Genomic DNA, 12,868 nt, shown 5'->3' with positions numbered 1-12,868 from the left:
CTGAAGAGATTATTTCTTCTCGTAACTCTGCCGAATCTCGTCCATCGCGTCCTTGATGCGGGCGCGCAGGATATCGACCGATTCCGTGCCCGATTTCTTGACGATGTCGGCCACCTCGCCGGCGTTCTTCACTGCCGCTTCGAAGGATTTGCGGGTAAAATCCGCCTGCTTGGCCACCAATTCCTGCGGATTGCCGGGAGCGCGGTAGTTTTGGACGAGTTCCGTGATCTCACGCAATGAATCCTGCAGCACCTCACGTTGCTTGGTCATGACTGACGAAGCACCTGTTGCCGTGGCCCTTGCCGATTTCTCCAGCGCCTCGAGGTTCTTGCGGTGGTGGCTGAGGATGGCGTCGATGTCCACCTGCGGCATTCTCAGGTCGCGGCCGAGCTTGCTGAACATGTCCATGAAGGATTCGGGTTCGGACTGTTTGGCCATGGTCGTGTTCTCCTCCTTTATCGCTGGCGCCATTGCCGCAGGGTCAGAATAGACCAGGGAATACAACCGTCAATTGACGAGAAACAACCGTTCCATCATGTAGAGCGCCAAGCCGGCCAGGCCGCCGATGATCATGCCGTTGAACCGGATGTACTGCAGGTCGCGGCCGATATTCATTTCGATCAACCGGGTAAGTTGCGTGAGATCCCAGCGCTTGACCTGATCGGCAATGAATTTGGAGACACCGCTCTTCTGGCTCTCCACGAAGGAGGCAAGAGCAACGACAAATCCCTGGTTCATGTCGGCCCTGATCTGCGGATCACTGGCCAGGTGCCGCCCAACCTCGACGAACATGCCGGTCAGATGTTGCCGGATCATCGAATTCTCGGCGAGCGCATCCTGCTCGATGAAGCGACGCAGGCTGTCCCACATGTCATGCGCCAGATCGCGGATTTCCGGTCGCGCCAGGAAACCGCGTTTCAGCCGCTCGGCGCGACGGGCATATTCTTTCGATTGACGCAGCCGCTCGATGAACTTGCCGACGAAACGGTCGAACTCCTCGCGCATCGGATGATCGGGATCGGCCCTCACCTCCTCCAGCAGCGAGCCGGCGGAGGCGACGATCTTCTTCAGGAGATAAGCGTCGGCGCGAAACAGATTGAACAGCGAAGGCAACTCCTCGCGGATCTTCTCACGCATGGCTGCCAGTGCCTGCTCGTCATTAAGGAAGCGGCCGATGACCCGGGTGAATTCATCGAACAGCTTCTGGTGGCGGCGATCCTCCGTGAAAGCCTCGAGCAATTCCGCAGCCAGCGGGGCCACTTGAACCTTTTCCATCTGTTCCAGCATGCGCTGGGTGACGAAACCGCGCAGGCCGGACTGCTCGATGGCGCCGAGCGTCTGGGGCACCAGCCGTACGACGAAGCGTGACAGGCCCGCTGCCCGCTCTTCGTTGGCCAGCCAGTCGGCAACCAGGGAAGCAAAGTCGACTTCGTTCAGCTTTTCCCGGACCGGACCGGGCGCCAGGAAATTGACCTCGATGAAACGGCCGAGATTGTCGGCGATACGGTTCTGGTTCTCCGGGATGATCGCCGTATGGGGGATCGGCAATCCGAGCGGTCGCTTGAACAGCGCCACCACGGCATACCAGTCAGCCAGGCCGCCAATGGTGGCCGCTTCGGCGAAAGCAGCAATAAAAGCGAGCCAGGGATAGCTCCCCTCCAGCGACTTCGAGATGGCGAAAATCACCACACAAAGCGCGAGCGCTGCGGCCGCCACGAACTTCGTGCGTCGCAGCGCAGCGAGTTTTACCTCGGCATCCTTGTCGGTGCCCAGAAATCCCGTGGCGGTAGCATCCTGTTGCGACATTGACGGTCTGCTCCTGCCTGTCTCGATGACATAAGCTTAGCATCGGAAAATGGGATTGCGCATGCCGATTGCCATACGACATCGGCCACAAGCCGAGCCATATTGCAGCAGTCTCAACCCCGTATCGCTTAGCCAGAAATAAATTAAATGCTTTTCTGACAATGGGTTGCGCATATTATTGCACCGCAACAAACAACCATGTTGCAATGCACAAAAATCATCTCTATATGCTCGCCATGCTCCGGGTCGATCCTGAACGGAGTGCAACCCATAGCTCCTTTATGAGGATGGAGAATCGCCATGACCAAGACCGCCAAGACCACCGCGCCTGCTTCCAACTATTTTTCCTCGATCAAGAACGCATTCGATGGCGTTCAGTCGAAGCTTGAAGTTCCTGCTGCTGCCCGCGATTTCGTGAAGCGTGGCGCGTCGACGGCCAAGGAGCGCGCCGAGACTGTGCATGGTGGCGCTGCCAAGCTGACCGACGGCGTCGAGAAATTCGCCGCTTCCTTCGTTGCCGGCTATGCCAACTTCTCCCGTGGCCTGCTCGATGCGACGCTGGCCAATGTCCAGCATACCCTGACCACGGTCGAGAAGATTGCCGGTGCGCAGTCCTTCAACGAAGCCGTTCAGATCCAGGCCGATTTCGTGCGCGAAAACGCCTCGGCCAACATCGAGCGAGTCCGTGGCGCTGCCGAGACCGCCAAGACGACCGTCGTCGAAGGCGCCAAGACCGTTCAGGCCGAAATCGGCAAGCTCTACACCTTCGACAAGAAGGCTGCCTGACACCAAGCCGGACACACCGGCCTGCATTGAAAACCATCCGCGCGGAAAATTCCGCATAACCGGTTCTGATTTTCTGTACGAGTGCACGTCGCGTAAGAGTTCGCATAACAAAGGCCCGCTTCCCGGCGGGCCTTTCTATTTCTGCCGCACACCTTATGGGCCAACCAAAAGGCCGGGTCGTCGACCCGGCCTTTTCGTGTCAATTACCATGACAATTTCAGTCCGAGGCGCCGGAAATAGACGCCTCTGCTGCTTATTTCGACGGCTTGATGCTCTGTACTGTGGTCTTGCCTGCGGCGTCCGTCGAATAGCTGACCAACACCTTGTCGCCGGCCTTCAGGCTGGCAGCCTTGACGCCCGCCGGCAGCTTGACCGTCTGGCCGTTGTCGAGCGTCACCGAGCTGGTCAACGCATCGACCTTCTTGACAGTGGCCTTGAGGTCCTTGGCGACGGCGCCGTTGACGCCGGCGAGTGCGAGCACGATGGCGGTAGCGGCAATGTACTTCCTCATGAGGGCAACTCCTTTTGTTGAGGCACCACCACATTGAAGGCCGTATCTCGCGGGCGCATTGCCGCCACCATACAGATTGGTAAGGTGGCGAAAGCCTATTTCACCACCAGGACCGGAATTGACGAGTGCGCCAGCACTTCCGAGGTTTGGCTGCCAAGCAGCACACGCTCGACGCCGCGCCGACCGTGCGACGCAATCACGATAAGGTCGGCCTTGTGCGCCTTGGCGGCTTCCAAAATCGCATCGGCTGCGCGCTGATCAGGCACATGGACGAGGTCGGCATCGACGCCGGCCTTGGTTGCCTCCGCCTTGACGGCAGCCAGGATTTTCTCGGCATCCTCTTTCTGCGCGGCACTGAACTCCTGCATATCGGCGCCAGATGGAACCCAGCCGGCGCCGAGCGCAAAGCCGGACACCGGGAACGGCTCGGTAGCGGTGACCACCGTCACCTTGGCGCCCAGTGCCTTGGCAAGCGCCAAACCCTGCTTGACCCCCTTGCCGGCAAGGTCGGAACCGTCGGTCGGAACAAGAATATGTTTGTACATCGCAATCTCCATTGGTCAGTTAAATCTCCCATAGAGAAGGTGGGTATGTGTTGACCGAGATCAACCGGACAGGCGACACGCGAGGATAAGGCCAGGTGACAAGAGCAGACCCAACCCTTTGGGCGTAGTTACGACCTGTCGTCTTCGTGCAATGAAACCGTGATCGAAGCGTCCGGCAGGCTTGCAAGCTCCCAGGCCGAATCGAGACGCGGGACTTGCTCGGGCCTCGATCGGCATCCTGGCGCGCCGGCACGGCTAGGGCCAGGAGCGTTCCTGTCTCGTGACTGGCAAGTTTCTTAGCGGTCCGTTATGTGTCGCTGCCCGAATAACCGTAGGAACACGCGATGGCGAACAAGAACATCGATCACGCTTTTACCGCCCGCGGTAAAACCGGACACTCTTACGAGCCGACCTATGCCGGCGCCTTGTCGTTCATGCGCCGCAAATACACCAAGGACGTGAAGGGTGCAGATGCCGTCGTGTGGGGCATTCCGTTTGACGCCGCGGTTACAAACCGTCCGGGCGCGCGCTTCGGCCCGCAGGCGATACGTCGCGCCTCCGCCATCTTCGATAACGATCCGCAATATCCGTTCTCCCGCGAGTTCTTCGAGCATCTCGCAGTGATCGACTATGGCGATTGCCTGCTGGACACCGGTAACCACCAGAAGACACCCGGCATCATCGAACGCGAGGCCGCCAAGATCCTGAAGAGCGGCGCGTTCCTGCTTTCGCTAGGCGGCGACCATTTCGTCACCTACCCGCTGCTCAAGGCCCACGCCGCCGTGCACGGTCCGCTGGCGTTCGTGCAGTTCGACGCGCATCAGGACACCTGGCCGGACGACGGCAAGCGCATCGACCACGGCTCCTTCGTCGGCCGCGCCGTCAAGGAAGGCCTGATCGATCCCGACCGCTCGATCCAGGTCGGCATCCGCACGCATGCGCCGGACACTTTCGGCATCAAGATCCTGCACGGCTACGAAATCGAGGAGATGCGCGCAGCCGATATCGCCTATGCCATTGTCGAACGCACCGGTGGCCGCAAGACCTACCTCACCTTCGACATCGACTGCCTCGACCCAGCCTTCGCACCGGGCACAGGCACGCCGGTATCAGGCGGCCCGAGCTCGTCCAAGATCCTGTCGACGCTGCGGCTGCTCAGCCAGATCGATATGGTCGGAGCGGATGTCGTGGAGGTTGCGCCAGCCTATGATCATGCCGATATAACGGCCATCGCCGGTTCGACCATCGCCATGCACTATCTCGGCTTGCTGGCCGAACGAAAGGCGAGAGCCGAAGAAAACACCAACCAGACCCATGCCGGTCAGGACATCTGACGTCCCGGCCAGAAAGATCGGACCAGACAAGGCAATGAAACCGAAAATCTTCATCGACGGCGAACACGGCACCACCGGCCTGCAGATCAGGGCCAGGCTGGCGGACCGCGGCGATCTCGAGATCATCTCCGTACCGGCCGAGCGCCGCAAGGAGACCGCAGCCCGTGCCGAGTTCCTCAATGCCGCCGATGTCGCCATTCTGTGCCTGCCGGACGATGCAGCGAGGGAAAGCGTGTCGCTCATCAAAAACGACACGACCCGCGTCATCGATGCTTCCACCGCGTATCGCGTCGCTGCCGGCTGGGAATACGGTTTCCCGGAAATGGACAAGGAGCAGATGAAGCGCATCGCGGTTGCGAAGCGCGTCGCCAATCCCGGCTGCTGGCCGCAGGGACCAATCGCGACACTGCGGCCGTTGGTCGAAGGCGGCCTGCTGCCGGCCGACTATCCGGTCACGTTCAACGGCATCTCCGGCTATTCGGGCGGTGGCCGCACGATGATCGAGGACTATGAGGCCAAAGGCGAGAGCGCATCGGAATTCACGCCCTATGCGCTTTCTTTGAAGCACAAGCACCTTCCGGAACTGAAGGCCTATGCGAAGCTGAAGCATGACGCGCTGATGCAGCCGGCAGTCGGCAATTTCGCGCAGGGCATGATCACCGTCGTGCCGCTGCAACTGGCCCAGCTCGACCACATTCCGACGGGCGCCGAGCTGCATGCGGCGATCGCCGACCATTTTGCCGGCATCGAGGGCGGTGTGGTGGAAGTGGCGCCTTACGAAGCTGTCGACCGCGTGCCGGAACTCAATCCGGAGCAGTACAACGACACCAACCGCATGAAGGTCTACGTTTTTGCCAACGATGCCCGCGCGCAAGCGCTGCTGGTGGCCGTCTATGATAACCTCGGCAAGGGAGCATCGGGAGCAGCCGTGCAAAACCTGGACCTGATGCTCGGCCTCCACGGCTGATCTTACCTGATATCAGAACCGGGCCGCGCGATGGCGCGGCCTTGCTTTCAACACCTGGAAAGAAGCCATGCACCCGCCTGCCCTGCCGGCGCGCTGGAACGTCAGCGAGCCTGTTCTTGTCACCGAAACCTTCTCCAGCCGCATCTGGAAGGTACGTCAGGCCGACGGCACGCCTGCCATCGTCAAGGCGCTGAAGGACTTCGACGACGTCGAAGACGAACTGCGCGGCGTTCACCTGCTATCCTGGCGGCGCGGCGAAGGCCTCGTCCGCCTGCTCGACAGCGAAGACAAGATGATGCTGATCGAATATGCCGGAGAGCGTCACTTGCGCGCTGTTCTTGATGACGCGAGCGATACCGCCGCCACCGAAATCTCGGCCGAAGTGATGGCACGGCTGCATTCGCCGTCGCGGCACCCGGCGCCGAGCGACCTGCAGCCGTTGCGCGAACGCTTTATCAGCCTCTTCGACAAGGCCAAGGCGGACAAGCGCGACGGCCTTGAAAGCCCTTATGCCGAAGCTGCCGAAATCGCCGAGCGCCTGCTCTCCGATCCGTTGGACGTGCGCCCGTTGCACGGCGACATCCATCACGACAACATCATCCAGTCACCGCGCGGCTGGCTGGCGATCGATCCCAAGGGCATATTGGGCGATCCGGGCTTCGACGCCGCCAACATGTTCTTCAATCCGCTGGATCGGCTGTGCACCGAACCCGAGCGTATCGCGACGATGGCAACGATCTTCTCGCGCTCAATGGGCCAGGATCCCCGCCGCCTGCTCGACCATGCCATTGCATATGGCTGCCTGTCGTCATCCTGGCACAATCAGGACAAGAACGACGTCGAGGAAGCGCGGGAATTGTCGATCGTCGAGGCTGTACGCTCAGTGCGCGACAGCGCTTTCTGAATGTCGGCCAAGCGCCGCTGCCGTCAGCTTCTGACGACGACCTCGGTCTCGAGCGGATAAGCTCCCTTGGTGCCGCGCCAATGCGCGGTCGCGAAGATCAGCACGACCATCGCGAAAGCCTGATGGGTCAGTGCCACGTCGATCGGCGCCTGCAACAGGAGCGTGGCAACGCCGATGGCGGCCTGGCCGACAATGAGCCCAAAGAGAACCCAGGCGCGGCGCGCGTGCGTGCTGCCGGGCGCGGAGCGTACCGTCGAGAGCGCGTGCCACAACGCGATGATCAGAACCGAATAGGCGAACATGCGGTGTACGAACTGCACCGTCTTCGGGTTTTCGAAGAGGTTGAGCCAGACAGGGTCGAGGATGAACAGGTCGCCGGGGATGATGGCGCCGTCCATCAGCGGCCATGTGTTGTAGGTGAGGCCGGCATGCAGGCCGGCGACCAACGCGCCGAGATAGATCTGGATAAGGACCAGCAGCACCATGATGCCGGCGAACCGCTGCGTACCGCGCCGGGCTGGCGGCTCGCTATACGGCGCAAGGCCCCGTGCGATGTAAACGACCGCCGTGATGATGATGCAGGCGAGTGTCAGATGCGTTGCCAGCCGGTACTGGCTAACCGAAACGCGCTCGCTGAGGCCGGAGGCGACCATCCACCAGCCGATCGCACCCTGCAGTCCGCCAAGCGCCAGAAGGCCGATCAGCCGCGGTTTCAGGCGGCTTTCCAGCCGGCGCGTCACCCAGAAGAAGACGAGCGGAACGGCAACGAGAAAGCCGACGCCGCGCGCCAGCAGCCGATGCGCCCATTCCCACCAGAAGATGCCCTTGAATTCGTTCAAGGTCATATCCTTGTTGATCTGCTGGTATTGTGGGATCTGCTGGTATTTCTCGAACTCTTCCTGCCATTCGGCCTGGTTGAGCGGTGGGACGACACCGTGGATAGGCTTCCATTCAGTGATCGAAAGACCAGAACCGGTCATGCGAGTGGCTCCACCCACCATGACGATTGCAAAAAGCACCAGAAGCACGACATACAGCCAGCCGCGCACCAGCGCGCGGTTGCGCAGCTCGCGGTTCTGTTCGGCAACTGGAGCGGCAATTTCGGTCGTGGCTGCCATGGCTGGTCCGAGCATTGGTCTTGCGGTCTCAAGTGAACCATAGCACCAAAACTGGCAAGGCAGCGCGGCGCGGCACGCCGTCGCGCCGGCGCTGGCCGGTTGCGCGTCACTGCCATTCGGCATAATCCGAAGATCACAAAGGATTGTCGCCATGCCCATGCGCCTGAAGAAGTTGATCGGAGCCGTGCTCCTGGTGGCGCTCGTCGTCGTCTACGCCATTGTCGCAACCATCGTTGCCGTCGCACAGCTTTCGCAGTCCGGCCCGCTGGCTCATCTCGCCTTCTTCGCTCTCAGCGGCCTGCTCTGGATCCTGCCTGCCATGGGCATCATCAAGTGGCTTATCCTCGAGCCGCGCCCGAAGAACTAGCAAGCAAGACCAAGATTCATTTATCTTTTTAGTCTAATATGCCTACATCATTTTGCGTCCGTCTGATGCAGGCTCACTGCACGGCGCCAACGGGACGATGCAGGCATGGCGGACGCAACGGCGTCGGGGGAAAACAAGGCTTTCGCGTCACGTACGGCGCCTCACCCGGCTCCGGCTGCAGCGGCGATCACGGCTTCCGTAGAAGCCGCGACTGAAGACGCGATCGCTTCTTATGCGGAGTTCAGCCAGACCGCTCTCCACGCGCCACCGCAGGATCCGCTCTGGGTGCGTCATTGGGTCAAACATCTGCGCCCAGATGCCATCATCGCGTCACTGATGGCCAACGGTCAAACCATGTTTGCCTTGGCCTTGGAAATCGAACGCAGCGGTCCGTTCCGCGTCGCCCGCTTTCTTGGCGGACGACACGCCAACGGTAATTTCCCAGCTATCTCAGTGGTTTTTGGGCAAAACCTCGTGCCCTCATGGCTGCCGACCCTGTTTGCGGCCATCAAGTCCGCCCGCCCCGACATCGATCTCATTGCCCTGCAGCGTCTGCAGCCCGACCTCGACGGCATCAGCAATCCGCTGGCGGCACTTCCTTCGTTTCCCAGCCCCAACCTGGCTCTTGCCGTCGATCTGGACGGCGGCTTCGACAGTGTTCTGGAACGCGCCAGCGGTAAACGCAAACGCAAGAAACATCGCTCTCAGGCACGCAAATTCGAGGCTGCTGGCGGTTTCGCCAGGATCGAAGCCAGGACCACGGCGGACGCACGCCGTCTGCTCGATGCCTTCTTTGCCATGAAAGAACAGCGTTTCCGCAAGATGGGCATCAGCAACGTCTTTGGTGACGAACGCGTACGCAGCTTCTTCCAGACGCTGTTTACGAGCGCCCTCGACGAGAAGAACCCCGCTTTCATCCTGCATGGGCTCGAAGTCGCCGGCAAGCTGCGTGCCGTGACCGGCTCCAGCCATTCGCCAAAGCGGCTCGTCTGCGAGTTCGGCGCAATCCTCGAAGACGAACTTTCCTTTGCCAGTCCCGGCGATTTCCTGTTCTTCGACAACATCCAGGAAGCCTGCCGGCAGGGCAATGTTCTCTACGACTTCTCCGTTGGGGACGAGCCGTACAAGCGACAGTGGTGTGACGTTGAGATCCGGCAGAGCGATGCACTTTTGCCGCTCACGACAAAAGGCCGTGCGCTGGCCGGCATCCTGCATCAAGGTGCGCGGACCAAGGCCTTCATCAAGAACAATCCGATGATCTGGAAGATCACAAAGGCCCTGCGCCGCAGAGCGCAAGGCCAGGAGCCGCCACGAGGCGCCGAAGAAAACTAGAGCGTCTCCGCTTTAACGGAAGCGCTCTATCTCTTTGTTTTTACACAATTCCGAACGCAAAGCCGCTATGCACTTTTGCTGGAATTGCTCTGGTGCCCTCTAGGCAGCAGATCGCCCAAGCGGGGCACCTGGCCTGCCATAGCCCGCGGGCGTCACCAGAACCAGATCCGGATAGCCGCTCTCGATCAGCTTGACAGCAGCATCGGTGACGGCATCGCTCGGTTCCAACACGCTGACGAAGACTTCCGTCGCCTCACCAACGAGGCGGCGGATACCATCGGCATCGGCGGGCCCACATTCCACCACCACGAGATCGTAGGCGGTGGTCAGCGACTGCATAATGATGGGCAACCGATCGGCCGCCCGCATGGCGCGCACCGGATCGGCAGTACCAGCCGGAATCACATGGCAATCCGAATAGTGGTCGGCATGGATGACATCGCTGAACTGAGCTTCCGAAGCCAGCAGATTGGTGACGCCAGCCTGACTGCTGCCATCCAGCATCGGGCGTGAAGCGGCCCCGGAGGCGGTAAGGTCGAGCAGCAGCACACGCAGGCCCGCATCCGCGACCTCGCGGGCCACCAGGATGGAGCTGGCGGCGGCTTCATCACCTTCAGGCGAGATGAAGATCGCGCGCGCAGCGCCGCTGGTAATCAGCCTGTCGGCAGCTTTTTCGACATCGATTTCGCCGAGACCCAGGCTTGGCACTTCCGGCTTCGATATCTCCGCCTCGGGCTCATCGACAGGCGAGCGTCCTGCCGAAGCGTTCTCAATCAGCGCCGCAGCCTTGCGCACAGCCGCTGCGCGTTCGTCGCCGGATGGTTGCCTCACCGGCGCCGGGGGTTCCACGATGGACTGATGCATCTCCCCGGCTTCCGGCTCCACAACAACCTGCGCGGCAGGCATCGGCACCTGCCTGACCGGTTCAGGCTGCGGCCCACGCGCCGGGCGCATGGCGCGACCGGAGAACAGCTCACGCAGCAGGGCGAAGATCGACATGATCAGCAGTGAAGCGACAAATGCTGCGCTGACGATCGGGACGATCTTCGGAAAATAGGGTTCGATCGGCACGTCGGCGCGCGAGAAGATACGCGCATCCACCGGCAGGTAGTTGCGACCTTGACGCGAAGCGGCTTCCCGATATCGGGCGAGATAGTCTTCAAGCTGCTGGCGCTTGGCGGCAGCATCCCGCTCCAGCGCATTCAGTTCGACCTGCTCTTCGCCGGCACGCGCCGATTCGGCCTTGAGGCGGTTAAGGTCCGTGACGAGCTGATTCTCGCGCTCCTGCGCGGTTTGCGCCTGAGTAACGAGGCTCGACAGCACATTCTGTGCTTCCGCGCGAATCTGCCGGTCGATGTCGGTAAGCTGGGACCGAAGCGAGCGAATGCGCGGGTGATTCTCAAGCAGGGTCGTCGAAAGATCGGCGATGTCACTCTTGATCTGACCTTCCCGATCGCGCAGGCGCTGGATTGCCGCCGAGGCTTGCACCTCCGGGAAGGAATCCAGCGACCCACCACTCTGCAAGGCCTTGCGTACGCCCTGCGACGTCGCCTCGGCGGAGGCGCGATTGGCGCGCACGCGCGACAACTCGCTCGACATTTCGGAAAGTTGCTGGGTGGCCAGAACAGCGTTGTTCTGACCGATCAGAAGATCGGACTGCGCACGGAACTCCGCGACTTTCGCCTCGGCGTCTTTCACGCCTTTGGAAAGATCGGCGATTTCCGGCGCCAGCCAATCGGTGGCTTCCGAATTCGATTCCTGCTTGGCGCTACGCTGCATGGAGATATAGGCGTCGGCGATGGCATTCGGCACATCGGCAGCGAGCTTCGCATCGCGCGACGAGAATTCGATGCCGATAACGCGAGATCTTTCAACACGGTAGACGTTGAGCTTCTCGCGCATCTTCTTCAAGACGCGCTCTTCCGGAGGGATCTCGTTGGGGTCGCTTTTCAATCCTGCCAGGATCAGCAATCGACTGATCGGCGACATGTTTACCGTCTCATCGAACTCCGCCAGCTTCGCGAGATTGAGCTGCTGGGCCACCTGCTTCAGGATGTTCGTCGAGGAAATCAATTCGACCTGGCTGGCCACCGTCTCTTCATCCAGATTCGGACGGTCAGCCTCGTTGCCCGTATTGGGCCGCGTGAAGATCGACTCACGCGCTTCAATCAACAACCGGGTTTCGGACTTATAAAGCGGTGTCGCGAGCCATGTGAGAACCAGGGCCAAGCCAGCCACCACCAGCGCACCCAAGAGAATCCATAGCCAGTTTCGCGCAAGACTCGCGAAGAGCTGCCTCAGATCAACATCAACATCTGCCGCGCTAGATTGTACGCTCGACATGCATCCCGCTCCCGCTTTGGGTTGCAGGCATGGTAAACAACCATGGTAACTCAGCCGTTAAAAAAGCCGCACCTCAATAAGCCGGCGGTGATTTCCCCTGCGCCCAGATTCATTCAGGCCCAGCCGACACGAAGCGCTTCGACTATAAAATCAGCACTTACGCATATTCGGCGCCATTGAATTTTACCGGCCATTAACCCTAACAGACCGATAACAAGACTCGATCCTGAACGTCAGCCGGCCACCCGGCGACCAGCCGAAGGCATATATCTGGTGATGAGAAGCCCTGCCCCGCTCCTTGGTGCGTTGCTTGCAGTGTCGCTGCTGGCGGGTTGCACCAGTTATCGACCGACACCACCGGCTTTCCACGACGCGCTTACACAGCCCTACCGGCTTGGTGCCGGCGATCGCGTGCGGGTAACCGTCTTCGAACAGGATGGCTTGACCAACACCTACAGTGTGGACCAGTCCGGCTTCATATCCTTTCCGCTCGTCGGCACGGTGCCTGCGCGAGGCAGCACGGCCCAGCAGCTTGAAAAGGCCCTTGCTGTAAAGCTGCGCCAGGGTTACCTGCGCGATCCCGACGTTTCAGTCGAGATCGACCGCTACCGGCCGATCTTCGTCATGGGCGAAGTCGGTGCGGCCGGCCAATATTCCTATGTGCCGGGCTTGACCGTACAGAAAGCGATCGCCATTGCCGGCGGCTTTTCGGCGCGTGCCAATCAATCAGAAGTCGACGTTACGCGCGACATCAATGGAGAGGTGATGACTGGCAGGGTCGTTACGTCCGACCCGCTGCTGCCAGGTGATACGATCTACGTTCGCGAACGCCTGTTCTGAGCACGTGGCATCTCC

The 12,868-nt window shown here is 60.7% G+C and carries 13 protein-coding genes; 7 read left to right on the top strand and 6 right to left on the bottom strand.

The features are described from left to right. Positions 1 to 9: 9 nt before the first annotated feature. Together ACFWXH_RS06155 and ACFWXH_RS06150 are read right to left on the bottom strand one after the other, a co-directional pair. A complete protein-coding gene (locus ACFWXH_RS06155; RefSeq protein ID WP_379118372.1) occupies positions 10 to 438 on the bottom strand; it encodes a phasin family protein in 429 nt (142 codons plus the stop codon). 69 nt (positions 439 to 507) lie between these two features. Next, positions 508 to 1,806 carry a DUF445 domain-containing protein gene (locus ACFWXH_RS06150; RefSeq protein ID WP_379118370.1) on the bottom strand — a complete coding sequence of 433 codons (1,299 nt, stop codon included), beginning with the start codon at positions 1,804 to 1,806 and terminating at the stop codon, positions 508 to 510. Between the two features lie 300 nt (positions 1,807 to 2,106). Here ACFWXH_RS06150 and ACFWXH_RS06145 point away from each other — a divergent pair, with 300 nt between their 5' ends. Further along, on the top strand, positions 2,107 to 2,592 hold the full coding sequence (locus ACFWXH_RS06145; RefSeq protein ID WP_379118368.1) for a phasin family protein: 486 nt from the start codon (positions 2,107 to 2,109) through the stop codon (positions 2,590 to 2,592). Between the two features lie 253 nt (positions 2,593 to 2,845). On the opposite strand, the gene ACFWXH_RS06140 is transcribed toward ACFWXH_RS06145, so the two are convergent. Further along, positions 2,846 to 3,103 carry a DUF1344 domain-containing protein gene (locus ACFWXH_RS06140; protein WP_379118366.1) on the bottom strand — a complete coding sequence of 86 codons (258 nt, stop codon included), beginning with the start codon at positions 3,101 to 3,103 and terminating at the stop codon, positions 2,846 to 2,848. A gap of 95 nt (positions 3,104 to 3,198) precedes the next feature. Beyond that, positions 3,199 to 3,648 (bottom strand): universal stress protein, encoded by a 450-nt coding sequence (locus ACFWXH_RS06135; RefSeq protein ID WP_054313242.1) that lies wholly within the window; start codon positions 3,646 to 3,648, stop codon positions 3,199 to 3,201. Between the two features lie 344 nt (positions 3,649 to 3,992). Here ACFWXH_RS06135 and speB point away from each other — a divergent pair, with 344 nt between their 5' ends. From speB to ACFWXH_RS06120, 3 genes are all read left to right on the top strand, one after another. Continuing rightward, positions 3,993 to 4,982: an agmatinase gene (gene speB / locus ACFWXH_RS06130; protein ID WP_379118363.1), complete on the top strand. Its 990-nt coding sequence runs from the start codon at positions 3,993 to 3,995 to the stop codon at positions 4,980 to 4,982. 34 nt (positions 4,983 to 5,016) lie between these two features. Further along, a complete protein-coding gene (gene argC / locus ACFWXH_RS06125) occupies positions 5,017 to 5,949 on the top strand; it encodes an N-acetyl-gamma-glutamyl-phosphate reductase (RefSeq protein WP_379118361.1) in 933 nt (310 codons plus the stop codon). 67 nt (positions 5,950 to 6,016) lie between these two features. Beyond that, positions 6,017 to 6,853, top strand: coding sequence for an aminoglycoside phosphotransferase family protein (locus ACFWXH_RS06120; RefSeq protein WP_379118359.1), 837 nt, complete (start codon positions 6,017 to 6,019; stop codon positions 6,851 to 6,853). Positions 6,854 to 6,876: 23 nt separating this feature from the next. Here ACFWXH_RS06120 and ACFWXH_RS06115 read toward each other — a convergent pair whose 3' ends face one another. Further along, the gene (locus ACFWXH_RS06115; protein WP_379118357.1) at positions 6,877 to 7,971 is read right to left on the bottom strand and encodes a COX15/CtaA family protein; all 1,095 of its coding nucleotides are present in this window, start codon (positions 7,969 to 7,971) and stop codon (positions 6,877 to 6,879) included. A gap of 151 nt (positions 7,972 to 8,122) precedes the next feature. Here ACFWXH_RS06115 and ACFWXH_RS06110 point away from each other — a divergent pair, with 151 nt between their 5' ends. Both ACFWXH_RS06110 and ACFWXH_RS06105 read left to right on the top strand, forming a co-directional pair. Then, complete coding sequence (locus tag ACFWXH_RS06110; RefSeq protein WP_054313245.1) at positions 8,123 to 8,338, top strand: DUF2842 domain-containing protein; 216 nt, start codon at positions 8,123 to 8,125, stop codon at positions 8,336 to 8,338. Between the two features lie 105 nt (positions 8,339 to 8,443). Next, complete coding sequence (locus ACFWXH_RS06105; protein ID WP_379118355.1) at positions 8,444 to 9,670, top strand: GNAT family N-acetyltransferase; 1,227 nt, start codon at positions 8,444 to 8,446, stop codon at positions 9,668 to 9,670. A 99-nt stretch (positions 9,671 to 9,769) separates the two neighbouring features. Here the strand turns inward: ACFWXH_RS06105 and ACFWXH_RS06100 are convergent, their stop codons facing one another. Continuing rightward, the gene (locus ACFWXH_RS06100; protein WP_379118353.1) at positions 9,770 to 12,013 is read right to left on the bottom strand and encodes a GumC family protein; all 2,244 of its coding nucleotides are present in this window, start codon (positions 12,011 to 12,013) and stop codon (positions 9,770 to 9,772) included. 276 nt (positions 12,014 to 12,289) lie between these two features. Between ACFWXH_RS06100 and ACFWXH_RS06095 the strand changes: the two genes are divergently transcribed. Next, positions 12,290 to 12,853, top strand: a complete 564-nt coding sequence (locus ACFWXH_RS06095; RefSeq protein ID WP_054313248.1) for a polysaccharide biosynthesis/export family protein — start codon at positions 12,290 to 12,292, stop codon at positions 12,851 to 12,853. Positions 12,854 to 12,868: the final 15 nt, after the last annotated feature.

Source organism: Mesorhizobium sp. NPDC059054, from assembly GCF_042739215.1.
Taxonomy (GTDB): domain Bacteria; phylum Pseudomonadota; class Alphaproteobacteria; order Rhizobiales; family Rhizobiaceae; genus Mesorhizobium.
Note: the sequence above shows the minus strand (reverse complement) of the source record. Positions and strands in the feature narration are given on the sequence as shown.

What these genes read in the sequence shown, in the direction of transcription:
- ACFWXH_RS06155 (WP_379118372.1), bottom strand. Translation starts at nt 438, where the DNA reads ATGGCCAAACAGTCCGAACCCGAATCCTTCATGGACATGTTCAGCAAG.
- ACFWXH_RS06150 (WP_379118370.1), bottom strand. Translation starts at nt 1,806, where the DNA reads ATGTCGCAACAGGATGCTACCGCCACGGGATTTCTGGGCACCGACAAG.
- ACFWXH_RS06145 (WP_379118368.1), top strand. Translation starts at nt 2,107, where the DNA reads ATGACCAAGACCGCCAAGACCACCGCGCCTGCTTCCAACTATTTTTCC.
- ACFWXH_RS06140 (WP_379118366.1), bottom strand. Translation starts at nt 3,103, where the DNA reads ATGAGGAAGTACATTGCCGCTACCGCCATCGTGCTCGCACTCGCCGGC.
- ACFWXH_RS06135 (WP_054313242.1), bottom strand. Translation starts at nt 3,648, where the DNA reads ATGTACAAACATATTCTTGTTCCGACCGACGGTTCCGACCTTGCCGGC.
- speB (WP_379118363.1), top strand. Translation starts at nt 3,993, where the DNA reads ATGGCGAACAAGAACATCGATCACGCTTTTACCGCCCGCGGTAAAACC.
- argC (WP_379118361.1), top strand. Translation starts at nt 5,017, where the DNA reads ATGAAACCGAAAATCTTCATCGACGGCGAACACGGCACCACCGGCCTG.
- ACFWXH_RS06120 (WP_379118359.1), top strand. Translation starts at nt 6,017, where the DNA reads ATGCACCCGCCTGCCCTGCCGGCGCGCTGGAACGTCAGCGAGCCTGTT.
- ACFWXH_RS06115 (WP_379118357.1), bottom strand. Translation starts at nt 7,971, where the DNA reads ATGGCAGCCACGACCGAAATTGCCGCTCCAGTTGCCGAACAGAACCGC.
- ACFWXH_RS06110 (WP_054313245.1), top strand. Translation starts at nt 8,123, where the DNA reads ATGCCCATGCGCCTGAAGAAGTTGATCGGAGCCGTGCTCCTGGTGGCG.
- ACFWXH_RS06105 (WP_379118355.1), top strand. Translation starts at nt 8,444, where the DNA reads ATGGCGGACGCAACGGCGTCGGGGGAAAACAAGGCTTTCGCGTCACGT.
- ACFWXH_RS06100 (WP_379118353.1), bottom strand. Translation starts at nt 12,013, where the DNA reads ATGTCGAGCGTACAATCTAGCGCGGCAGATGTTGATGTTGATCTGAGG.
- ACFWXH_RS06095 (WP_054313248.1), top strand. Translation starts at nt 12,290, where the DNA reads ATGAGAAGCCCTGCCCCGCTCCTTGGTGCGTTGCTTGCAGTGTCGCTG.